The organism is Paenibacillus sp. FSL H7-0357 (assembly GCF_000758525.1).
Classification (GTDB): domain Bacteria; phylum Bacillota; class Bacilli; order Paenibacillales; family Paenibacillaceae; genus Paenibacillus_AQ.
On record NZ_CP009241.1, the window covers coordinates 5669889 to 5693238 of the forward strand.

General features: G+C 45.2%; 23 protein-coding genes. 7 read left to right on the forward strand and 16 right to left on the reverse strand.

Annotated elements, in window-relative coordinates; translation table 11 throughout:
• Positions 1-165: 165 nt before the first annotated feature.
• From H70357_RS25090 to H70357_RS25110, 5 genes are all read right to left on the reverse strand, one after another.
• On the reverse strand, positions 166-810 hold the full coding sequence (locus H70357_RS25090; RefSeq protein WP_038595253.1) for an aspartate/glutamate racemase family protein: 645 nt from the start codon (positions 808-810) through the stop codon (positions 166-168).
• A 153-nt stretch (positions 811-963) separates the two neighbouring features.
• Positions 964-1557, reverse strand: coding sequence for a DUF2441 domain-containing protein (locus H70357_RS25095; protein WP_038595255.1), 594 nt, complete (start codon positions 1555-1557; stop codon positions 964-966).
• A gap of 122 nt (positions 1558-1679) precedes the next feature.
• Complete coding sequence (locus H70357_RS25100) at positions 1680-1934, reverse strand: cold-shock protein (RefSeq protein WP_038595257.1); 255 nt, start codon at positions 1932-1934, stop codon at positions 1680-1682.
• 152 nt (positions 1935-2086) lie between these two features.
• Positions 2087-2335 carry a hypothetical protein gene (locus H70357_RS25105; RefSeq protein ID WP_038595260.1) on the reverse strand — a complete coding sequence of 83 codons (249 nt, stop codon included), beginning with the start codon at positions 2333-2335 and terminating at the stop codon, positions 2087-2089.
• A gap of 148 nt (positions 2336-2483) precedes the next feature.
• On the reverse strand, positions 2484-3689 hold the full coding sequence (locus H70357_RS25110) for an MFS transporter (protein WP_038595262.1): 1206 nt from the start codon (positions 3687-3689) through the stop codon (positions 2484-2486).
• A 119-nt stretch (positions 3690-3808) separates the two neighbouring features.
• Here H70357_RS25110 and H70357_RS25115 point away from each other — a divergent pair, with 119 nt between their 5' ends.
• Positions 3809-4438, forward strand: a complete 630-nt coding sequence (locus H70357_RS25115) for a TetR/AcrR family transcriptional regulator (RefSeq protein ID WP_038595264.1) — start codon at positions 3809-3811, stop codon at positions 4436-4438.
• A 236-nt stretch (positions 4439-4674) separates the two neighbouring features.
• On the opposite strand, the gene H70357_RS34530 is transcribed toward H70357_RS25115, so the two are convergent.
• The 3 genes from H70357_RS34530 to H70357_RS25130 all read right to left on the reverse strand — a co-directional run bounded on the left by H70357_RS34530 (position 4675) and on the right by H70357_RS25130 (position 7402).
• A complete protein-coding gene (locus tag H70357_RS34530) occupies positions 4675-5697 on the reverse strand; it encodes a linear amide C-N hydrolase (protein WP_052092242.1) in 1023 nt (340 codons plus the stop codon).
• Positions 5694-6209 (reverse strand): helix-turn-helix domain-containing protein, encoded by a 516-nt coding sequence (locus H70357_RS25125; protein WP_038595267.1) that lies wholly within the window; start codon positions 6207-6209, stop codon positions 5694-5696. Before H70357_RS25125 ends, H70357_RS34530 begins: the two co-directional genes overlap by 4 nt.
• 437 nt (positions 6210-6646) lie before the next feature.
• Entirely contained in the window at positions 6647-7402 is a 756-nt protein-coding gene (locus tag H70357_RS25130) for a class I SAM-dependent methyltransferase (RefSeq protein WP_038595269.1), read from the reverse strand.
• Between the two features lie 168 nt (positions 7403-7570).
• On the opposite strand from H70357_RS25130, the gene H70357_RS25135 reads away from it, so the two are divergent.
• Entirely contained in the window at positions 7571-8836 is a 1266-nt protein-coding gene (locus H70357_RS25135) for an IS110 family RNA-guided transposase (protein WP_038587943.1), read from the forward strand.
• Positions 8837-9208: 372 nt separating this feature from the next.
• Here H70357_RS25135 and H70357_RS25140 read toward each other — a convergent pair whose 3' ends face one another.
• From H70357_RS25140 to H70357_RS25150, 3 genes are all read right to left on the reverse strand, one after another.
• The gene (locus H70357_RS25140; RefSeq protein ID WP_052092243.1) at positions 9209-10198 is read right to left on the reverse strand and encodes an IS1595 family transposase; all 990 of its coding nucleotides are present in this window, start codon (positions 10196-10198) and stop codon (positions 9209-9211) included.
• Positions 10199-10360: 162 nt separating this feature from the next.
• The gene (locus H70357_RS25145) at positions 10361-12310 is read right to left on the reverse strand and encodes a BglG family transcription antiterminator (RefSeq protein ID WP_038595272.1); all 1950 of its coding nucleotides are present in this window, start codon (positions 12308-12310) and stop codon (positions 10361-10363) included.
• Between the two features lie 36 nt (positions 12311-12346).
• A complete protein-coding gene (locus H70357_RS25150) occupies positions 12347-13426 on the reverse strand; it encodes a LacI family DNA-binding transcriptional regulator (RefSeq protein ID WP_156130943.1) in 1080 nt (359 codons plus the stop codon).
• Between the two features lie 304 nt (positions 13427-13730).
• On the opposite strand from H70357_RS25150, the gene H70357_RS25155 reads away from it, so the two are divergent.
• The 4 genes from H70357_RS25155 to glpK are packed head-to-tail and all read left to right on the forward strand — an operon-like array spanning position 13731 to position 18532.
• Positions 13731-15194 carry an L-fucose/L-arabinose isomerase family protein gene (locus tag H70357_RS25155; protein ID WP_038595274.1) on the forward strand — a complete coding sequence of 488 codons (1464 nt, stop codon included), beginning with the start codon at positions 13731-13733 and terminating at the stop codon, positions 15192-15194.
• 42 nt (positions 15195-15236) lie between these two features.
• Entirely contained in the window at positions 15237-16079 is an 843-nt protein-coding gene (locus H70357_RS25160; protein WP_038595276.1) for a transketolase, read from the forward strand.
• Positions 16080-16084: 5 nt separating this feature from the next.
• On the forward strand, positions 16085-17020 hold the full coding sequence (locus tag H70357_RS25165; protein ID WP_038595278.1) for a transketolase family protein: 936 nt from the start codon (positions 16085-16087) through the stop codon (positions 17018-17020).
• 12 nt (positions 17021-17032) lie between these two features.
• Complete coding sequence (gene glpK / locus H70357_RS25170) at positions 17033-18532, forward strand: glycerol kinase GlpK (protein WP_038595280.1); 1500 nt, start codon at positions 17033-17035, stop codon at positions 18530-18532.
• Between the two features lie 498 nt (positions 18533-19030).
• Here glpK and H70357_RS25175 read toward each other — a convergent pair whose 3' ends face one another.
• Positions 19031-19345: a MazG nucleotide pyrophosphohydrolase domain-containing protein gene (locus tag H70357_RS25175; protein ID WP_038595282.1), complete on the reverse strand. Its 315-nt coding sequence runs from the start codon at positions 19343-19345 to the stop codon at positions 19031-19033.
• Positions 19346-19378: 33 nt separating this feature from the next.
• Positions 19379-19834 (reverse strand): DMT family transporter, encoded by a 456-nt coding sequence (locus H70357_RS25180; protein WP_038595284.1) that lies wholly within the window; start codon positions 19832-19834, stop codon positions 19379-19381.
• A gap of 115 nt (positions 19835-19949) precedes the next feature.
• Here H70357_RS25180 and H70357_RS25185 point away from each other — a divergent pair, with 115 nt between their 5' ends.
• Positions 19950-20840: a LysR family transcriptional regulator gene (locus H70357_RS25185; protein ID WP_038595286.1), complete on the forward strand. Its 891-nt coding sequence runs from the start codon at positions 19950-19952 to the stop codon at positions 20838-20840.
• 94 nt (positions 20841-20934) lie between these two features.
• On the opposite strand, the gene H70357_RS37225 is transcribed toward H70357_RS25185, so the two are convergent.
• The 3 genes from H70357_RS37225 to H70357_RS25200 all read right to left on the reverse strand — a co-directional run bounded on the left by H70357_RS37225 (position 20935) and on the right by H70357_RS25200 (position 23321).
• The gene (locus tag H70357_RS37225; protein WP_081965917.1) at positions 20935-21189 is read right to left on the reverse strand and encodes a transposase; all 255 of its coding nucleotides are present in this window, start codon (positions 21187-21189) and stop codon (positions 20935-20937) included.
• Positions 21190-21291: 102 nt separating this feature from the next.
• On the reverse strand, positions 21292-21942 hold the full coding sequence (locus tag H70357_RS36380) for a sensor histidine kinase (protein WP_179091709.1): 651 nt from the start codon (positions 21940-21942) through the stop codon (positions 21292-21294).
• A gap of 635 nt (positions 21943-22577) precedes the next feature.
• On the reverse strand, positions 22578-23321 hold the full coding sequence (locus H70357_RS25200; RefSeq protein ID WP_038595291.1) for a LytR/AlgR family response regulator transcription factor: 744 nt from the start codon (positions 23319-23321) through the stop codon (positions 22578-22580).
• Positions 23322-23350 lie beyond the last annotated feature (29 nt).

A 23350-nucleotide genomic window follows, 5' to 3' on the forward strand; every position in this document is an offset into this window, starting at 1 on the left:
AAAAAAGGCAGCCGATCGTCGTGACCGGCTGCCTCCACGTCATTATTAGGTTATCGTTCTCCGTTAGAGTTCAATGTAATTCAAATCAAAATCGTTGCCTAGATTCCCTTAAAACAAAGAATCGCCCTATTCACGGGAATCATCCTTCAAGTTAAACTTCAACCTCTATCCAAGATATGTTAACAATGTTTTTAATGGATTTCCAATTTGCACATCCATTTCACGCTCAACTTTTTCAGCAGTTTCAACCATGGATAATTGAGCGACAGAAATGGTCTTGTTGGGGTCAGAGACAAGCAAACCCTTTATATAGTTTGATACTTCATTCACATACTGCTCCTTCTTTCCTTGCATTATTAGCTCGAAGGTATTCTCAATGACTTGAACATCAATATTAATTGGTTTTGCGTGTGTGGTTGCAAATTCATTAAGCCGTTTCATGGTTCCTTCGACTGTTGCTGGATTAGTAAATAGTAGCATCTGTGGCTTTGTTATATTGCAAACGTGATGGATAAATGGCTCATCAATTTTTATTATTGGGACTGATGTCTTAAGTTGTTCTTCGTTGAGAATAGCAATGTAATTAGTACATGTAATTAGAATTGCATCAACATTCGTATTTGCTATCCATTCAATCTGCTCATTCACTTTGTTTTGGGCTTTTGTTAAATCGAAATTTTGATCTGACGCAATTCTGCTCATTAATCCAGGGTCTACAAAGTGTACTAATTCCAAATCATTTGAAGCAATAGCTTTTTGAATATACTCAATATTTGAGTAGTGGGCATGCAAACAACCAATCTTCTTCATATGATAACCACCCTACTTTATTTCCTCTTACACTACCAGTTTATTGTTTTTTTCTTCAGAAACAACTTGCTATACAATCCTGCCCTATAGTGAATAAGCGGGGGATCTTAGAGCAATTAATTCTAGCTTGCTTTTTCAGCGCTTTTGTTGAAATTAAGTGGAGAATTCATCAATAATTTCTACTACTTCGATTTCCCCATTAATCAGCAGCTCAGGAAGTTCGTTATTTACATTGCCTTTCCAATATTCTCTGGCTTGTTCGATTTTTCGGGAGAAAGCAATTCCATCTTCCTTTGGTAAAAGATTACCGTCTCCTTCAAAGATATTCCCAGTAACCCGAAGTTTAACGATCTGCAAAACATTTCGATGATAAGAATCAAAAAGTTCTTTCCATTTCAGAGCGTCTTCATAGCTCTTAGCAGCGTATAAGCAAGACAACCGTGAAGGATATTCAGGATATTCTTGCAATCTGACCATTTCAACTATTACTTCTCTAGTAGCTCTGATTGTTTGTTCCGCATATCTAATAACTACATCTGCATTCTCTTTATCCAACTTAAAGCCGTCATTTGTATAATGACGGTGTAATATTTGAATAAAGTCTTCACCTTTGGAATTCATCTGTTCCTTCTCAAAAAAGAAGTGATATAAAGTGTTTTTTTGGTTTTTGTCAAAGCTAATTATCTGCCCAATGTCCATTTTTCTTCTCGTGACAATGTGATAAACATACAATTTGCTTCTTTCCATGGACTGCCCCCCATTAATCATTGTTAGCATAAGTAAATTCGGAATTTACCAGCATTATCCTGCCTGTTAGCTTAATTATGGGTCCCGAAAGTCCATACATTTAGGAAATACGTCTCGATTCTTTAGTCCTCTAAAATTTGCACATTCTTAGCTGTCCAACGCTGAGAATCAACCATACTCGGGAACTCGAATAGGTCGAACGCAACTTTTTGACCCTCTTTAAGAAACCGAAAGCCGTTCGGTAGCCTAATAGGGTCTGGTCGTATTTCGCTAAAGTGAACAAACACATGGTTATCGTCCTGCCCGTCTAGCATTATCCGTCCGTAACCTTTATCTTCTTTGAACCATTTGACAATACCACATCTTCTTTCCGCCATTTAAGCACCTCCTCTGTCACTTTATTAAGTATCATAAAGATTGAGTTTTTTGCCCAAGCGGTGAATAAAGCAACCACTTTTTCATTAACGTTTCCTGTTAGTGCTTCGCTGTACTATACATAATGTGTTCCCATCGCATTGAGTGAGTTACCTCATTTTATTTTTTTCGGGAACCCATATACGAAAAGTATCATACCGAGGAACGTAAGGATTGGCACAAAGATATTATCGAAGAAGCCTGTAATATGAGTTTCAGGCAGGGCATCGAACATATTCGCTTCGTATAACACTACAATTTCTTGACTACGAGCTATCAAAGAGCCCACACGTTCAATAGCATAGATTACTCCAGCGGAAATTAGAAAGGATGCACCTAGTTTTCTGTATAAGTCGTTGCCCATGAAATATTTGTTGCCTCCTCTATTTTTTGTTGATTACTTGTCCCATCATTCCACTTTACCACATTGTTCCATTTACTGAAAATTAGAATAATGCTAGTGATTTAACGCTATAGAGCTACAAATTGTAACTATCCTGCGATGAGGGACTTCACTGCTTACTAGGGAATCCGTGTCTCTTCGCACTCCAAGCGATAATCAATGCAACAAGTAGCAGGATCAATAGCGCCACCGGAAAAGACTGAACTCCAACATGCTCTAGCAACGCGCCACCAACAATTCCTCCGCCAGCGATGGCCAAATTCCATACTGTGGTATTTATCGGCATTGCGATATCCACGCCTTCTTCACCGCTTGCATTAGCTTGGGCGGTTTGCAGCAACGTGGCAGCACCGCCGAAGGTCAGTCCCCATAACACAACTGCTGTATAGACAATCGGTGCTGATGTGCCGCCCACCCATAGGGCAACGGACACAAGCACAAAACCAATTAGGCTGATCAATACAAGAGGGCGTAGCATACGGTCAATTAACAGTCCGACAATCCAGATGGAGATAAGTGCGGCTATTCCGAAGACCAGCAAGACAAGATCGACACGCTCTGAGAGTCCGATTGGCTCGAGAAAGGGTGAGATATACGTATATAAGATATTGTGTGCCAACATCCAGGTAAACACCACTATAAGAATTGAACGTAAGCCGGGCATAACAAACACTTGCCTAAAGGTCATTCTTTGATTTGTAGTTTGCCCTGAATAATCCGGAACTTTCCACAGCACCCAACCAATTAAAATAAGAGTGAGAAGAGACATGAGTCCAAAAACGGCACGCCAACCAATCAGGTCACCGAGCATGGTGCCCAATGGTACTCCGAACGTAAGAGCGATTGGAGTTCCCACCATCGCAACTGCCAAAGCACGTCCTTTCAAGATCTCTGGCACCATCCGCCGTGCGTAACCGGCGATCATCCCCCATGCGGCGCCGGCAGCCATACCGGCGAAGAAACGAGCGATGAGTGTCAACACATAACTGGCCGACAGAGCGGTGACGGTGTTAAATACCAAGAATACCGCTATAATGGCGAGCAACAGCGGACGGCGCCTAAACCCGCTGGTAAACATGGCGAACGGAATTGCGGCCACTATGGAACCAATCGCATAAGAAGTTACCAGTTGACCAGCCAACCCCTTAGAAATATTTAGCCCTTCTCCTATTAGTGGGAGTAGCCCCGCCGGAATGGTTTCAGTAAGAATGCAGATGAATCCTGTCATAGCAAGCGCCAGCAGAGCAAGCCAGGGAAGCTTAACAGAAGCGTCGGCAGATTGAAGTTTACCCGCGGATGATGAACGTTGGGACAATTTTATTTCCTCCTTAAGATGCATTTGTGGATCAATCATTCCATATATTAATCATAACACATTCACTTGTCAATTATTTATGGATCGAATAGTATAGAATTAATTAAGGAGGTTATCTTATGCCACGAACGGGACGCCCCCGATCATTTAATCGAGACGAAGCGGTTGTTGCCGCAATGATACTGTTCTGGGATTATGGCTTCGAATCGACTTCACTTGCTCAGTTGCGCGCAGCAATGGGAGACATATCTGCGGCGAGTTTTTATGCAGCATTTGAATCCAAAGAAATGCTGTTCCGCGAAGTAGTGAAACATTATATCTCAACTTATGGACAGGTTTCAGAAAGTTTCAGGGATACAAGCATAACATCGAAGGAAGCTATTGAGCAGGGATTAAGGCGATCGGCACAAATGCAAACAGAGAAGTCCCACCCATTAGGCTGTCTTCTAGTTTTGTCTGATGTATCCTGTTCTCCCGAGCATAAACACATACGAGAGATGCTCTCCAAGGAGCGTGAGAAGGTCCGCAGTTGGCTACACGATTGTATAGACAAGGCCGTAGCAAATGGTGAGTTGCCTGATTCCACGGATGTTTCCATGCTAGTCACCTTATTTGACACCTTTCTTCGAGGAATCTCGACACAAGCCCGGGACAATGTTCCATACGAGTCAATTGACTCTGCCATTAATCAACTAATGAGCGTATGGGAAATATTATCCGTTAAGCCAAGTGCTCAGGAGACTGTTTGAGCAGCGGCCGCGTCATTTCTTGTTACCTATCTCAGTGACACTCAATGAATTGGTTGATATCATACAGTCTTCAGTAGTCCATGTGCATCTCATATTGTGCAAAACAAAGACTAACAGCCTCCTGATAAATGGGTTGCTGTTAGTCTTTGTAACTGCCTATTATTAAACTAATCTGCCAGTTAGTTTAACAAAAGCAGCCGATCACGTTGATCAGCTGCCTTCTTGTTATTATTGAGCTAACGTTTCCCGTTGCTCGGAAAGCTATCGGGAAATGCAGCGAAAAAGTTAATCATTTCATCGGTTATATTCCATCCGAACGCACTAGTTAGAGCGGGATCCCTGAAAAATGCATTTGCAACGGTATAGTTCAATTTCGCATCGTAGCACACATAACAAATATCTCCACTACTACCTGCAGGCTGCTGAAGGTTCAACGCCATTGTCGTTGCGTGCGCGGAGAAATCCACCTCACTAAGCCGAAACGTTTTCAATTCAGGATAAAGGCTCGACGTAAAATGAAGTTGCATCTGTTGCAAATCATATATCAGACTGAAAGCAGTATCTTTCCGCCGAACCGCTTGTAAAGTTTCCAGCATGAATTTGAGTCGGTCATTCTTGAAAGCAGGGAACCCACCAGTAAGATGAGCCGCCCCTTCCACAAAACGTTCCATGGAGTTGTATTCGTAATCGCTGTACGTGCCCCTCCAGCACTCATCTACGTCTTCCAAGTCTCTTATCGCCTCGGAATAGGGTGTGTTCGCCATAATTGGAAACGGCAAACTGTCGCTTTTGTATACACGCATGGTTCCGTCTATAAATTCGAATATTGCGCAATCACCAGTGCGGTCAGCTATCATATAATGCAACCGTGACATCGGCTCTACAATTCGGACCAGTGAAGCCGCTAGTTCTGCTTCTTTCACCGTGGCACAAGTATCAAGTAGCAATTGGATCCACTGTAGCTCACCGATCGCAGGTAATTCCTCGTCATTCGAATAAGTAGATTGCCATAGTGTCGTCTGTTCCACTACGAGACCTGCTTCGTTGAAACCGCAGTTAGGCATTTCTTTGCCAACTTGCGAGACGGTCAGACTTCCGTATCTAGAAATCCATTTTGCTGGCTGATTTGGCGGTTGCACTAGTGCGCTTTTGGCAACACCACGCTTATTCGTGAATATGTACACTCCTGCGTAAGGAATATCCTGATTCTTTGCAAGCAACCGGGTTCCATCCCCGCCGAAGTAAATTGCAGTACTCATGGTCGGTTCCTTCCCATTTCCAGCTTCATTTCGAGTTCTTCAACCTGTCCCGCATCAAGCTCAGCTAGTACGATATCAAATATCCAGTCGATTCGTTCGTCATTCTGCTGAAGTGCGGCAGCAATTCTTTCTAGGCGATGCTGGTCAGCCTTCTCCTTAAGAAGCTTCTGTTTTTTTTCTCTATAAGGTTCAATATCTTCTTCATCAGCCCTTTCCTCTACAAGCTGTGCCACCTTTTGCTCCACTAATAGGATATGGAGTTCGATTTTCCCCAAAGGCGTCATTGGTTTTGCGAAATTGCTGTTATCTACGAATATAGCTCCATCCACACCAAAATAATCGGCGAGCGCCTGCAGCCGTTCTTGTGGAATCGGCCGGCGTTTTTTAATCCAATCGGAAAACTGCTGCGGTGTAATCTGAAGCTGACGGCCAATGCCTGAATAGGATTGTTCGTTAATCATGACCATATATTCCAACACTGTTTTGGATTGGACCTGTTCATGCTTATTCATGCAATCACTCCTCGACGTAATTTATGTCTATACAATATCTCAAGACATATTTTATGTCAATAGAAACGACATAATTTATGTCAATAGAAACGACATAATTTATGTCATTTGGATGACAAGAATATCCTTTCCTATCTTATTTTATCAGCTCGGGTAGTATCTAATGGGTTGAAAAGCCAAGAATATTTAGAAAAATCTCTAAATACCACTACTCAAACAAAAGCACTAATGACTTCTGACGAAGCAGCACAATACATGGGAGTTTCATTAGAAGATTAGCCATACAATATGCTTAATAAATAATGGCTTAAGAGAGCTCCCAGCATAAATAACCGCATTTTTAGACAATGCGGTTATTTTCATGTCCAGAATCAACATTGTACTTAAACATAGCCAAAAATTTAAATAACCGTGATTCTCTATAATCGAAGCTCGATCTATACTTCTCCCCAAAATATCTCAGTTTCATAATCAAATAGAACGATACCATCCTGATTATTCCTATCAAATAGATTTCGCAGTTCCGTCATCATCGGATTGTAATTCGGATGCCCGGGTACAGGGCTGTAGGAAGATGATTGCAACCGGCCTCTCAAGCCCTCGAAATCGAACTCCTGACTCATTCTGAATCGCACTTCATGCATCGTACCTTCCTTGAAAAAAGAGAGAAGCATCGTCTGAGAAATATTTTTATGATTGACTTTTTCGTAGTCTGTTCCGTATGTATGAAGCAGTTGATCGTACTCTTCACGAAATGAAGTACCGTTTGTAAGACGGGAATTCCAGATTAGTATTACTCTCCCGCCCGGCTGTAGAATTCTACGGAACTCGGTTTGCGTTGCTAAGCGATCAAACCAGTGAAACGCTTGTGCGCAGACAATAAACTCAACCGACTGATCAGGTAATCCAGTAGATTCTGCAGAACCTGATATAGTCTGAAAGTTCGGATTGCTTTCTAACATTTGCTCGGCGGCTACCCGCATTGCCTGATTCGGCTCGACCGCGGTCACATAGCTTCCGCGTTCCAGAAGCAGCTTTGAAAAGATTCCTGTACCTGAACCGATGTCTGCTATTTTACTGTTTGAACGCAAACCGACGAAGTCGTACAAATAATCAACAGCCTCTTTCGGATAGCTCGGGCGGTACTTCAAATATGAATCGACCCGGTTCGAAAATCTTTCTCTATTGTTCATCTCTTGTCACTCTCCCAGTATTTCATTAGTTTCATAGGCAATCGTTTCCCGTTAGAATTCCTGTAATACGAATAATTTGGAGTTTGAACAAAAACGAGCGCCTCTGTACGATGGGATTATGCAACGGGTCAAAAGCCCTTAAAATCCACATCAGGAGGTCGCTCTATCATGAAGTTTAAGGCACAAGATAAGCAAAATCAACTCATAGAAAACATTACCGTTCATCATTTGGTCATAGGTGTAGACATCGCCCAAGAAGTCCATGTGGCCCGCGCAGTCAGCTTTCGTGGGATTGCTTTGGGCACTCCGCTCGAATTCGGTAACCATCGTGAAGGGTTCGATCTGTTCGAACGCTGGATCCAAGATCTACTCAAATCCTACAAACTTAGCAGCGTCATAGTTGGTATGGAACCCACTGGCCACTACTGGTTTAGCCTGGCACATTGGCTACTCGATCAAGGCATGGAGCCCGTACTGGTTAATCCTCATCTCGTCAAAAAGAACAAGGAAAACCGGGATAATACACCGTCTAAAAGTGACCATAAAGATGCGCTTGTCATAGCAGACATGGTTAAAAACGGGTACTACTCCCCCGTTCGTTTTCATCCCGAAGAATACGAGGAACTACGTATTTTAATGGCAAACCGAGAGACGGTTACCAAGCGCCTCAACGCTGCGGTTAATCAGATTCATCGCTGGGTAGACATTGTTTTCCCTGAACTTCGTCAGGTCTTTAAAATCCTTACTTGCACCAGTGCAATCGCAACACTCAGACTCTTCCCCTTGCCTAAAGAGATCCGCCTGTTAAATACGGAACAGGTCCTTAGCGGTTGGAAGCAATATGTAAAGCGTCATGCTGGAGTTAAACGTGCTGAACTACTCATTTCACTTGCGAAATCCAGTGTGGGTGCCACTCAGGCACTCCACGCATACAAGCTCCATCTTGGGCAATTACTCGAAGAATATGACCTGGCCCAGCGCCAGCTTGAACAAATTGAGCATGAGCTCCGCCTCATTCTTGAGCGTATTCCTTATGCACAGAAGCTCCTTGAAATACGAGGCATCTATGTTACCAATCTAGCTGGTGTACTCGGTGAGGCTGGTGATCTAAGCGGATATACGCACGGAAATGCTTTACTGCGGCATGCTGGGTTAAATCTAGCTGAAGCTAGCTCCGGGAAATGGCGGGGAAAGATGGTGCTCAGCAAACGAGGTCGGCCACGTTTACGTCATTTTCTTTATCTCATGACAATGAGTATGGTTATGACAAATCCGGAAATACGAGCGGCACATCGTTACAATGTAGAGGAAAAGAAACTGAAGAAGATGAAATCCATTATGAAATTAATCGGTAAAGTAGCGCGAATGCTAGTCGCATTGGCTAAAAGCAGTACCGCTTACGAACCGATCAAGGTATTCCCACAAGCAGCATAAAACCAATCAATCCTCATCGACTCATGCATTCGCAGGATGACAAGAAGCACGGAGTATCGGGAGACGTTAAACAAAAGGGCTCGGACCCGTTCCGTTAGAAAGACCGACCTCCACCCCTTAGTTAGATGTGACGAAGGAATGAAAGGGCTATGACCCGTTGAGACATGGGAGTGAGAATCGCTAGGGCGAAGTGGAGACGTGCACATAATGGAACAATATGGGTGATCCTTATTCACCCTTTATTTACGCATGCCCAATTCTCCACCTCCCTGCCACCGGCTCCTTCATCATCCTCTTCATCACTTTAACTACAGGATGAAATCCTGCGAATTCATGAGTCTGGGTGAGGAAACTGAATCATTTCGAGGGAGCTTAACAAGAATAAGCAGAAAGCCGAAGTTTGGTGTTCGTGTCGGTCACAGTAAACAGGCACGATTTGACCAACATATTTTTCTTATTCGATGCGGTATTCTCATATTCCTTGCTGTCTAAGTAACGAAACCACGCCAAGTAATTCTGCAAATACTTTGTTATTTGGATATGGTACACGCCTTTCACACGTTGTTTTCCGTCGGACTTGAATCGGTAATGAGTCATGCCTTTTGAATTCGCATAGGAGCTAAATGCCCTCCATGAATCAGTGCATAACACGTTTGAGTCAGATAGATGACCACCAATCGCTTCGTCTAATTTTGTAATCCGAATACGTCCACGCCCAAGTACGCCAGAGTAAGTCATTTTCTGACGGTCACGGGCAACCAGCACGCACACTTGATCGTGGCTTATACCACGATATTTCGCTTTGCCGCCACGTTTACGTGGCTTGCGTTCGGCAATATTCCGCTTACCCTTTTCCGAGTAAAGAAAGTAGGTCTCGTCCATTTCAACAATATCTTGAAATGCTTCGGTTGGAATCTGCTTCAGAGCGGAAAGAATCTTATGCCGCCAGTAAAACAAGGTGACATGCGTGACTTCATCGTTTAACTGCTCTGCACATTTTCTCAGAGAAAAGCCCTCAATAATGCATTCGATAAAACGAACCCACATATGAGGTCGCCTCATTCGTTGCAGAGGGGTGTTCGTAAGGTCATTGAATGTTTGGCGACAGGACTTACAACGGTAACGTTGACGTTTAACCTCTCCAGTGCGTGTTCTTACAGCGTACTTTCCAAATCGAACAACAGAATGGTTTTTGTAATGCGGGCAAACAAGTCCATCTTTATGCTTCTGCTCTTGAATTTCATCAATCGCTCGAACTGGAAGTGCCACTCCCTTGGTTCGGGACTGCAAAAAGTAGATAAGTTCTCGCTTACCATTATCGTCCAACGTATCAGCAAGCTTTTTCAGTTCCTTTAAATCCATGGGCAAATCATCTCCGAACAGTTATATTGCCCTTATTATAGAACACTTGTTCGTAATTATCAAATATCAACAACAAAGTTTAACATAGCCAAAAAAATAAAAAGGATCTGCACCGCTGCCTGACCGAAAATCCGGTCAAACACCATACAGATCCTTGGTCCATCAATACAGTTTATGTTTGACAATAATTCTGGCAAACTCAGCATACGTTTTGCATTTCAGCATTTGCTGGATAATCTCGGTATCGTCGACCAGCCCCATCAGATGTTGATACATTTTCGCCTGGGGTTCTTCGCCGCTCTTGTCAATACTGAGCAGGCAGATAAATTGCACCGGCCGGCCGGACCAGTCAATCGGAGACTTAAGTGTACAGATGGCCCATACCGTGCGGTTGCTTTGCGGAATGATGGGATGGGGAATGGCCACCAAATTCCCATAGGCTGTCGGTGCGGCATTTTCCCGTTCCAGAACCAGGCCGATGAAACCTTCGGAAGAGCGGATCAACCCGAATTCAGACATTTTGTCCCCGAGGAAAGTAATGATCTCTTCCTTCGTGGTAAAGCTCTGTCTCAGAAACACGAGTTCCTCCATAATGTAGCGGAAGGAATACGGCTTCTCGCCATTCAGCAAAGCATTAATGTTATCCATATCCCCACCCCCCAGGAGTGTCTGCACGACAATCACCGGAACAGAAAACGGCTGTGGGATGGGGACTGTGCTTACTACAAAATCAATGTTGTGCAAAGGGACCTGCTGCAGCTTGTAAAACTCGGTCGTCCCCACAACCTCCAGTCTCTCGCCGAATTTGCTCCTTAGCTTGTAATAAAGCAGACGCGCGCTGCCTAAACCCGAAGTGCATACGACCAGGCAACGTTTGGGCCTGATATCCATCTGCTGTCTTTCCATGGCTGCACCGATATGAATAGCCAGGTACCCCATTTCCGTCTCGGGAATCAACATATTGAGCTTACTTTCAATTAGCTTGGCTCCGATGACACCTGCCTGAAAAGCCAGGGGATAGTTGCTCTTCACATGCTCAAGCATCGGATTGCGGATGCTCATCCCGTATCTGACACGGTTCAGCGCCGGCTTCAAATGAAGGCAAATGCCCATCAACAGCTCTTGATCCCTGCTGATTCTCAAGTTAAGGTCCCTGTCAATTTCAGCAAGGATTTCCTTCCCCAGCTCATAAATCCTGCGATCCAACAGCTTCTCGGGACCGGCATCTTCCTTCTCTTCCCCGGTGACCCCCGCAAACCACTTATTGCCGGCCAGATGCATGGCTATATAGGCAACCTCATCTTCGGGAAAAGATAAGTCCAGCTCTCGTTCAATCAGCGCAACAATCTGCTCAGCGGCCTGGAATTCCTCAGCGGCCCGGAATTCTTCCTTCTCATCCACAAGCATCGCGACCCGGTTCCCGTCACGAATCCGCTTACAGGCGATCGCAATATGAATAGACAGATTGCTGAAGGCAACATCCGACAGGCTCACGCCAAGCTTCTGAATCTGTTCCAGAATAATGCTGCGTATCAGCGTCATCTCGCGGGGAGAGACAATGCGAGCCGCATCCTGTATTCCTCCGGCGCGCTCTTCATCCGAGCGGTTCACCACAAATTCAGATATGCACAAACGCAACCGTACTTCATCGCCTCTCAGCTTTATGCCATAGTTCGGGCGCTTGTCGATACCAATCCCATAAGCAAGCAACGTCTGCTTGACCTCTTTGAAATCGTTCTGAACAGTGGACTTGCTGACATAGAGCTCATCTGCCAGCTCTTCAAGCTTCAAATACGCTCCGGCAAGCAGGAGACGCCTGATTAAATAAAGCTGCCGGTATTCAGGTGATCCCGAATCTTCCGGTTCATTGTTCATAAACAATTGCTGCAGCAGCATACGAAAGCTGCTGTCGTCTGTAATCTTCAGTTCATACCCTCTTGAGCGAACAGGTTGAACCGATGCTCCATGCTTGGCCAGGAACTCATCCAACTCTCTGATGTCACTGCGTACGGTGCGTGAAGTAACCTGGATCAATTTTGCCAGATGCTCGCTTTTGACAGGAATGTCCGCAGCCAGCAGATGCTGTAAAATCGAAACCATGCGTGAATTCATTCAAGGTCCCCCTGTTCTTATAAATGCAATACGATTTTAGTCCAGCCCGGAGCTGTCCGGCATTTGTCCCGCAAGCCCGGAACCGGCAGGAGCCGCGCAGGAATTCCGTTCCACCAAAATGGTGTCCACAATAATTTTGCTTGTCCCCTGCGAGCCCTGCGAGAGTGTATCAGTCAGCAGATCAACTGCCAGACTGGCCATTCTTTCTTTATCTACGTGAATAGTTGTCAACTCCGGAGTGACAACCAGCGATTCATTAATATTATCAAAGCCAATGACCGAAGTATGCTGCGGTACCCGGATGCCCAACTCGTTCATCGTCTTCATGGCGCTGATAGCTATATAGTCACATTCGCAGAACCAGGCCGTAGGCATAGTGTTCCCGTTCTCCAGATAGGTGGTCAACTGCCGTTTCAGCTCATCCTGAGAAGTAAGAATAGTTGGCGCTACGGACAAATATGCTGCCTCGGATACCCTCAGACCCCGCTCAGAAAGCGCCGCCATAAAGCCGCGTTTACGTTCCTCAAAATTGTGAATTCGCAAATTGGAAGCGATATAGCCAATCGAGGTATGTCCAATGTTGCACAAATAGACCCCGGCCTGATATGCACCCATTACATTATTAATTTGAATGAATTGTACAGGCAACGTCTCAAAGCAGGTATCGAGCACAATCAGATTCGGCAGTTTGGCATGAATATCCCTGATTTGTTCACGGGTCAAATTGGTGCCCAGCACTATGGTTCCGACACTGCGTTTCTCATCGGCTACCACCTGGATATCCCTCTGAAAAAATTCTACATCTAACGTTGAAAAAATCAGGGCATATCCTTTCTGCCGGCAGCGTTCTTCAATAAAATGAATCAATTCTTTAAAAAATGGCTGCTGATAATATTCTTCAAGGATAATCCCTGAATTTGTACATACAAGAAAAAGCAACGATTTATCTGCTTTTGTAACGGCTACTTCCCTGCTCTTGGGGCTGTATCCAGCTTCATAGGCTACTTGGAGAATGCGTTCTCGCGTATCCGGGCCAATTCCCGGCTTGCCACTGAAGGCCAACGAAACGGCTGCTTTGGATACATTGGCCAGTTTAGCGATATCTTCCATCTTCATGCCTTGATTCTCCATTTCCTAATAAGTTAACAAACACAACAATGTGATACGTGAAGTGTACACCGAAACTGAATTCGATGCAATGTTTAGCTGAATTAAGTTCATTAAGTTTAGTTATGAGTTTAGATATTATCACTAAACAAAACTAAATTATTCATTGACACCGCTTAATTCCAATGTTAACATGGCGTCGTAATAAAAAAATATATTAAATTAAGTTAAAATAACTAAACTTAATAATATTGTTTAGTTGTCGTTTTTATTTCAGCAGGATCGAAATATTCCATACCGAGGAGAAATGATGATGAAGAAGTTAAAGTTGGGTTATGCCCCAACACGACGTTTTACGTTCAGTGCTGAGGACGCATTCAAGTACAAAGTAGAAATCCGCAAGCAAATTGAGAGCTTTGGAATGGATATTGACATTGTGGACCTGGAAGGCCTAAACGAGGAAGGGCTGCTGTACGACGACCATATTAATGCCGATCTGATTGCCAAGCGGTTCAAAGAGGAAGAAGTCGATGCCGTATTTTTTCCGCATTGTAACTTCGGCACCGAAGACACTGTAGCCCGCGTTGGCAAAGCGCTTGGCAAGCCCGTTCTGCTCTGGGGGCCGCGGGATGAAGCGCCGCTTGCAGACGGCATGCGCCTGCGCGATACTCAATGCGGTATTTTCGCCACAGGTAAAGTACTGCGCAGATTCAACGTCCCCTTCACTTATGTAACCAACAGCTGGGTGAATGATCCAGTATTCGAGCGGGGCTTCACCAACTTCGTCGCAGCAGCCAATGTTGTGCGTCAGTTCAAGAGCCTGCGCATTCTCCAGATTGGTCCGCGTCCTGCTTCATTCTGGACCATGATGTGCAATGAGGGCGAGCTGCTTGAACGCTTCGGCATTGAAATTCATCCGATTACCCTTGTTGATATTCAGCTCCGCACCCGAAAAATTGCGGCCGGCAACAGCGCCGAGCTGCTGGATACGATGGATTACATTAAAGAAAAGCTCGATTACAGCGAAGTGACCGAGGATGATGTAAGGCGAATCGCCGCTTTAAAGGTTGCCATGAAGTCCTTTGCCCGCGAGACGGGAAGCAGTGCTATCGCTATCCAGTGCTGGTCTTCGCTGCAGGAGGCCCTGTCGATCATGCCCTGTCTGGCCAATGCAATCCTGACGGATGAACAAATTCCAGTCACCTGTGAAACGGACATCCATGGAGCCATTACTTCCATTATGGTGCAGGCTGCCGCCATGAATGAATTACCAACCTTTTTTGCGGACATTACCATCCGACACCCCGAAAACGACAACGGGGAGCTGCTTTTCCATTGCGGCAACTTCCCCGTCTCGCTTTCTGTGGAGCAGAAGCCGAAGCTGCGTAAGCATTTCCTCTTTGACGACCATGCTCCAGGAACCCATGAAGGTGAAATCCGCGGCGGCGGCATGACCATTGCCCGGTTCGACGGCGACCAAGGTGAATACTCGATGTTCCTGGGCAAAGCCCGTGGCATCGAAGGCCCTTATACTCGCGGCTCCTATGTATGGGTGGAAGTGAATGACTGGCCACTGTGGGAAGAAAAGCTCGTCAAAGGTCCTTATGTTCATCATTCCGTAGGCATCCATGCCAATGTTATTCCGGCCATATACGAGGCCTGCAATTATATCCCCGGCCTGACGCCGGACCCTGTAGACCCTACAGAACAGGAAATCCAAAGCTGGCTCAGAGGTTCGGATCTTGCCCGCACTAAACAGTCAAATCTTCACGTGTAAAGAAAAGATCTGCTCTATTAACATCTATAAGAGGAGGATATTATGGAAATCCAGGAACTGAAAGTCAAGGCCGCACAAATCCGGATGGATCTGCTGACTATTATTCACCGCGCCAAAACGGGTCATACTGGGGGATCTTTGAGTAACACGGACATTTTAACGGCTTTATATTATGAAATTATGAATATTGATCCCGCTAATTCGAAATGGGAAGACCGTGACCGCTTCATTGCCAGCAAAGGCCATTCTGTAGAATCACTATGGTGTGTTCTGGCTGACCGCGGTTTCTTCCCCAGAGAAGAACTGGAAACCTACAGCCAGTTCGGCACCCGCCTCATCGGTCACCCGAACAACAAGGTTCCCGGCATCGAGATGAATACCGGCGCGCTCGGCCATGGTCTGCCCATCTCCGTCGGCATGGCACTGGCGGCCAAGCGGGACGGGCGGTCTTACCGTGTGTTCTGTCTGATGGGAGACGGCGAGCAGGCCGAAGGCTCCAACTGGGAAGCCGCCATGGCAGGCGCCCATTATAAACTGGATAATCTGGTCGGCATTATCGACCGCAACCGGCTTCAAATCAGCGGAACTACCGAAGAGGTTATGGGCCTCGACCCGCTGGACGAGAAATGGGCTGCCTTCGGCTGGAACGTTGTTTCCATCAACGGCAACGATATGGAAGAACTGCTGCAGGCATTCCGCGCCGTACCGGAAGTCCCCGGCAAACCAACGCTGATTATGGCCAATACGACCAAGGGAAAGGGTGTATCCTTCGCCGAAAATGTTCCCGCCTGGCACCACCATGTGCCAAACGATGAGGAACTGGCGCTGGCCCTGACTGAGCTGAGCGCGTCCATTGAGGAATTGACACAGAAAGGGCAGGTGTAATAACAATGAACAAGATTCCTAACCGCCAAGTCATCTGTGACACACTGCTGGAATTGGCCAAAGACGACCGGGATATTATGGTACTAGCCAGTGATTCACGCGGTTCTGCCGCGATGGCTCCTTTCGCCAATACATTTCCGGAGCAATTCGTCGAGGTGGGTATTGCAGAACAGAACATTGTAGGCATGTCCGCCGGCTTGGCCCACAGCGGCAAGAAACCTTTTGTCACTTCACCTGCCTGTTTCCTGAGCATGCGCAGCATTGAGCAAATCAAGGTTGACGTCGCTTATTCACGGACCAATGTGAAGCTGATCGGGATCAGCGGCGGTGTAAGCTATGGTGCGCTTGGCATGTCCCATCACTCCGTACAGGACATCGCGGTGGCCCGCGCCATTCCGGGACTGGCGATTGTGCTTCCCGCCGACCGCCACGAAACGAAGAAGCTGACCGAAGCGCTGGTTAAATATGACGGCGGCGTATATGTGCGGATCGGACGCAACCCGGTCGAGGACGTATACGAATCCGACGATTACCCGTTTGAAATAGGTAAGGCTGTAATTGTACAGGAAGGTTCCGATATTACGATCATTGCCGCCGGTGAAACCGTACGTGTTGCCCTCGATGCTGCCAAGGCGCTTTCCGAAAATGGCGTATCCGCACGGGTCATCAACATGCATACAATTAAACCATTGGATGAAGAGGCCATAATTGCTGCGGCACGGGAGACCGGACGCATTATTACAGTTGAAGAGCACAGCATTTACGGCGGTCTTGGCGCTGCCGTGGCGGAGGTTGTCGTACAGCATCATCCCGTTCCGATGAAGGTGCTCGGCATCCCGGATGAGCCGGCCATTGCCGGCAAAACAGCGGAGGTCTTCCGCCACTACGGCCTTACGGGCGACAATATCAAGCAAATCGCACTCGAATTGATCAACAAGTAAAGGGCGAAGCATATGGACCACAATCAGAAATATATCTTGGCCATTGACCAGAGCACTTCAGGCACCAAAGCACTCTTGGTAAACTCTGAAGGAGCAGTCATCGCCCGCAGCGGAATGGCGCATAAACAGCATTTCCCCCAGCCCGGCTGGGTAGAGCATGACCCGCTCGAAATTTATAATAATGTCATAAAGGTGGCCCGCAGCGTGCTGGAGCAAACCGGCATCCACCCAGCGGAGCTGGCTGCCCTGACCCTCACGAACCAGCGGGAAACTGCGCTGATGTGGGATAAGACAACCGGTCAGCCGGTATATAATGCCATCGTCTGGCAATGCCAGCGTACTGCGGACCTATGCGCCGGGCTGAAGCAAGCGGGTCACGAAAGCAACATCCGTGCCAAAACAGGACTTATGCTCGACCCTTATTTCTCCGCCACCAAATGGAGCTGGATCATTAGGCATGCAAAAGGAGCAGCGGAACTGCTGGCCGAAGGAAAGCTGCTCGCAGGAACCATAGACAGCTGGCTGATCTGGAAGTTGACCGGCGGCAGCACACATGCTACCGACTATACGAACGCCAGCCGCACCTCGCTGTTCAATATCCGTACCTTGGAATGGGACGAAGAGCTTCTCCGGATTTTCGATGTCCCCCCTTCCCTGCTGCCTGAGGTTAAGCCGTCCGATGCCATATTTGGATATACGGCGGACAGTAGCCTTTTTAATGAAAGAGTCCCGATCTCAGGTGTGATCGGGGATTCCCAGGGCGCATTGTATGGCCATCTCTGCTTTAAGCCCGGAAGTGCCAAGGCCACCTTTGGTACCGGCACCTCTGTGTTGATGAATATAGGCGACACCCCGATCGATGGCGGTAACGGTCTTGTAACTGCTATCGCCTGGGGGGCGGGGGGAAAGGTGACGTACGCGCTTGAAGCCATCATCCGGACAACAGGTGATAGCATCAAATGGACGCAGGATAATTTAGGGCTTTTCTCTACCTTAGAGGAAATGCAGGAATTGGTCGAAAGTGTTCCCGCGAACGACGGCGTTTATCTTGTGCCTGCTTTTGTCGGAATGGGTGCACCCTATTGGGATCCTTACGCCAGGGCGGCTATTACTGGCATGAACCGCGGAACCACCAAAGCCCATATTGTCCGGGCTGCTCTGGAGAGCATTGCCTATCAAGTTAGGGACGCGGTGGAATTCATGGAGCAGCAGTCCGGCATTCAACTGCTCGGTCTGCGGACCGACGGCGGAGCTTCATCCAATGTCTGGCTCATGCAATTTCAAGCCGATATCCTGGGCAAAGTGGTGACTCGGTCGACCTGCGCTGAACTGTCAGCCATGGGCTCGGTATATCTCGGCGGGCTCGGCACAGGTGTTTGGTCCGACCCCGAGCAGCTTGCAGCCCAACTTACGCTGTACGAGACATACGAACCCAAGCTAGATGAAGCCACCCGCCAAAAAAATTACACAGGCTGGCAGCGGGCTGTCCAGTCCGTGGTTCAGCGGAATTAAAAGAGTCCATTTGAGCCTCAAAAGGACGCATCATTATGGTGCAGCATCAGTTAATTTCTGGTTTGATCGGCTTTGTGCCCCCAATGTGGAGATTCAAACCACCCGGAAAATGTCTACCAACTCACGATGTATAAGGTGGCTGGCACACCATTAATAGAATAGATGGCCGAAGCCGGTAAACATTAATGCCTGGATTCCAAAGTTGAATTCTAACATAAATTCTCATGGTTCTGGGGCTGCCCATATATGTTGCCCAATTTAAGAAAGCCTGCAATTGTGCAGGCTTTTTGACTGCTTTCTTTGAGGAAGAAAAAACTGCAAATCTGAACAATGAGTGATGTTCTGATCTTTTAATAAAAAAAGATCGCACGCCCTCAATACTACATGAGAGTCATGCGATCTTCTCTTAGTTCTCTCCCAGGCTGTAATCAAGGTAATGTTACGTTCAGCAAGCTCATGGCCTAAAGCCTCGGAGCTTTCTTTATCTATCGACGATGCTCATGAATACCTTTGGGCTAGCTTTTTCTTATGGGAGTGGAATATTTCCTCTAATGAAATATCATACTTGTTTGCGATAACAATAAGATTTCCAAGCACATCCCCAAGTTCTTCCGTTAATTGACTTTTATTTTCTTCAAATGATCCTCTGCTCTCATCAGGCCGATCTCTGCCGATTTCAAGTGCCCGGATAGCTCTTGCAACCTCACCCGTTTCTTCGGCTAAAAAGCCAATACGAATGAATATATCCAAATCCGACCAGCCTCTGTCTTGATAATACTGTTTTACCCACTCTTGAAAATCAGTAATGTCCAATGATGACCCTCCAATATGTAAGATATAATTCATTCAATGCTTTTGTATGATGTACACGCCCGACACAAGTAAAACTACACCCACAATTCTATAAGGGTTGATTAGGTGAACATCATTTCCTAAAAGACCGAAATGGTCAAATAAAATGGCAAGAATGATTTGACCACAGATTACCAGGCTGAACATATTGGCAAATCCGATTTTAGGAGAAGCAAATATGGTTGTGAATATATAAAACGCACCAAATAGACCACCTGCTAACATCCACCAACGGACACCCTTAATCGTATTTTCACCAGACATTGTATAGGTACCGTTTGCTAGAGTATAGCAAAATACAAGAGCAAGACCCAATGCCCCTACAGCAAAACTAATGAATGAGGAGAGAATTGGACTTCCGACTTTTGAGCGAAGCTGTCCATTTATTCCAACCTGTAAGGTTAGAGAAATCCCCGATAAAAATGAAAGCAGATAATACAGTAGTGACATATTTGTCGCCTCCCTTGCGGATAAGTCATTGACTACATTCTTTCAGCTCATTATATTGAATAAATAGATATAAGTGAAATACGATTTTCGGATAGGAGGTATACTGAATTATTATATGTCTATCAATTTAGAGCTTTATAAAATTTTTTATACGACTGCAAAATTAGGAAGTATCTCTAAAGCTGCGAAGGAGTTATTTAGCTCTCAGCCCGCAATAAGTCAATCCATAAAGCAGTTAGAGGAGAAACTTGGGGGGCGGTTATTTTATAGAAATGCAAAAGGTGTTTCACTGACCGTTGAGGGAGAAATTATGTTTCAGTACATCGAGCAGGGTTACGGTCTGATGCTGACAGCCGAGCGGAAGTTTTCTGAACTAAAGCAGATGCAGGCGGGACAATTACGGATATCAGTATGCAGTGCGGTATGCAAATACGATTTATTACAATATATCAGCCAATATAATCGTGAATACCCAAATATCAAAATGTATATAAAAGATGATTCGAGTCATGAAATAGCGAGGCTATTAAACGTAGGCGAAATTGATATCGGTATTTTGAATCTCTACAATACGGATGAAAGTAACCTTGATATTATCAAAACCTTACAAATGAAGGACTGTTTCGTTGTAGGCGAAAAGTATAAACATCTTTGTGATGAATCTTTATCCATCCAAAAGCTTACAGAAAACTACCCGATTATCCTCCTTCAACAGGGTGGGAGTACACGAGAATATATTGATGAATATTTCCGTTCTCACGGAATCGCTATAGACCCACAAATCGAACTTAGCAACATGGATTTGATGGTAGAATTCGCCATTAAGGGATTAGGGATTGCTTGCATTATGAAGGATTATGTTCAAAAAGAATTGAAAAGCAAACTGTTATATGAGTTAGTGATTGCGGAAAAGATACCCTCAAGAAGTCTGGGAATAGCTACAAAAAAAGGGATGCCTCTGTCAACCGCTACACAAAAATTTATTAATATTTTTGATGCACAGTAGTCATGTTCAAAAAATAAAGGGGAAAATAAAAACCCGCGATACTCTTTTGCAAAAGAGTATTGCGGGTTTTTAATACCTCTGCTTATGATGGCAATTAATCGTCCCATAGCCTGGAATTGTTGCCCCCTTTTGCTCCAGCTCCGTGCTGATGGATGCGAACAATCGTTGCATCAATCATTACGCTCTCGAAGTCAGATTCTATCGAAACTTTTTCTAATATTCGATTCCATATTGCGGCCTTTTGCCATCGGCGAAACCGAGTATACACGGAAGACCAGGAGCCGTAATTTTCTGGCATATCACGCCACGGTGCACCTGTACGAGCTACCCAAAGCATGGCATTGAGCATCTTTCAATTGTCTTTAGGGGGTCTCCCACCTTTTGGATTAGGTTCTTTTTCAAGCAAAAGTATGTATTAGCCCTCCGGTCGGAGGCTGTTCATAAAATATTGTTATCTGCTAAGCGGAAGGACAACAAAGACTTCAAATTGCTTGTAGTTTGTAATTTTCCTCAAATATCCGCCGTACTTGGAAGTCACATTCTGGACATTACCTAAACCCAATCCGTGGAATTTAGCATTCTTATAGGTAAGGTGCTTCTTGCTGCATGTACAATCTGGCCTGGAGTTGGAGACATGAATGAGCAGAACCTGATTGGCAGAATTGATTTGCAGACGGATGAATCTCTTTTCTTGTTCAGGAACAAGGCTCACTGCTTCCAGTGCATTATCAAGAACATTTCCAAGAGAAATACATAAGTCATAAGGATCAATCTTGATATCTGATGCGCCAATATAGATTTCATGCTGTACGTTAATATGGTTTTCTTGGGCAATGTTAAGCATGTTGCTCACTAAAGCGTCAATTACTAGATTCCCCGTAAAAATTCTTTTATCAGATTCGTTGAGCTCTCTTAGCATTTTATTCGTGTGCACAAGGGCTTCGTGGTACTCCTTTTCCTGAATACATGTCTGTATGTATAGCAACTGCTTGTTGGTATCGTGTACAATTCGTTTGATCTCTTCAATAGAACTGGTAGATTCATTCGAAATTACATCATAGTATTCTTTGTGTTGCTGCAACAGATGATTTTCGCCCTCCAATGTGTAATTCCTCATTAACCGCTCGATTATCAGGATTAAGAAAACAGTAATCAGAAATATGCAAGTTACAGTGACAGAGATAGATATTCTTTGCGGCTGATCTAGACAGAGACGATGTATTACATACATATTGATAACAATAATTACCGGCATAATCAGATAGTCACTTTTGTTAATACGGCAGCTTTGGCTATGCCTATAAATCCTGAGCAGCAGCACCAGGAGAAGTTTAGGCAGTGAAGCATAGATGAAAACGAGTTGACGATAATTTATGCCGGACGAAATGCCCAGTTCCGGTATTTGCTGTTCCGAAACCCAACATGCAGAAGCAAACTCCAAGATTAGGCACACAAAAATATAAATCGCGCTATAAGACATTCTCAGTCCGAGGGAATCAATATAGGCATGCGCAATAAGAAAGATACTGAGATAGAACAGCAGTGATGTCTCATATCCAAATGACAAGAAATAGCACAGCAAATAAATAAATATTCCACAAATGGAACAAGGCGTGAACTTTAACCATTTCCCAGTTGAACAGTTATTTGACACTATCTTAAAATATTGATGCGTCAATACTAATTGCACAACTATTATTCCAGTCGACCACAACATGCTGTATAAAAAGAGGCTGCTCATATTCTGGAACTTCCCACAATAAATTCAGCGAAAGCATTTTTGACAGTGCCGGCCTGGGTACGGCCTATAGGAAATTCTTCATCGTTGGACATAATGACTGAAGTGGCTGTAAATCTCCGCACATGCTCCAAATTAATGACAACCGACCGGTGAATCAGCTTGAACGGTTCATTGATTCTCGCCAGGCACTCCGTCAGTGTCCCTGTCACGCAAAAGTTATGATGGATGGTCACGACTTTGATTTTATTCTGAAGCAGGCTGTGCTTGATCTTAGCTAAGGCTATGATCTCGGGCTTACGCAAGACAATATAGCCATTCTCCGACTTCATGGTCACGAAGCGGCTATCGTTCGCAAACAGATAGCTGCACAATCGAGTGAATGTATACTTAAACAGATCATAATCCATTGGCTTCACTAAGAATTGAAATGGCTGGACCTCAAAGCTGCTCAACATATACTTTGGATAATGGGTGATAAAAATAAATTGGACATCGTAATCCGGAAAGGAACGGATGGTCTTTGCAGCTTCCAAACCGCTCATCCCGTTCATCTCCATATCCATAATTACAATATGAAAAGCGTATGGTCCGGCATCCTTATAATAAGCAAGCAATTCTTCAGCTGCTTCGAAAAAGTGGATTTTGAAATCGTAAGAGGTCTCGATTTGCAGCTGTGAGAAGTACCGCTGCAACCTTTCGTGAATCCGGATTTCATCGTCACATATTGCTACTCTGATCAATGTCTTTTCCCCTTCTCATTTTCGAATTT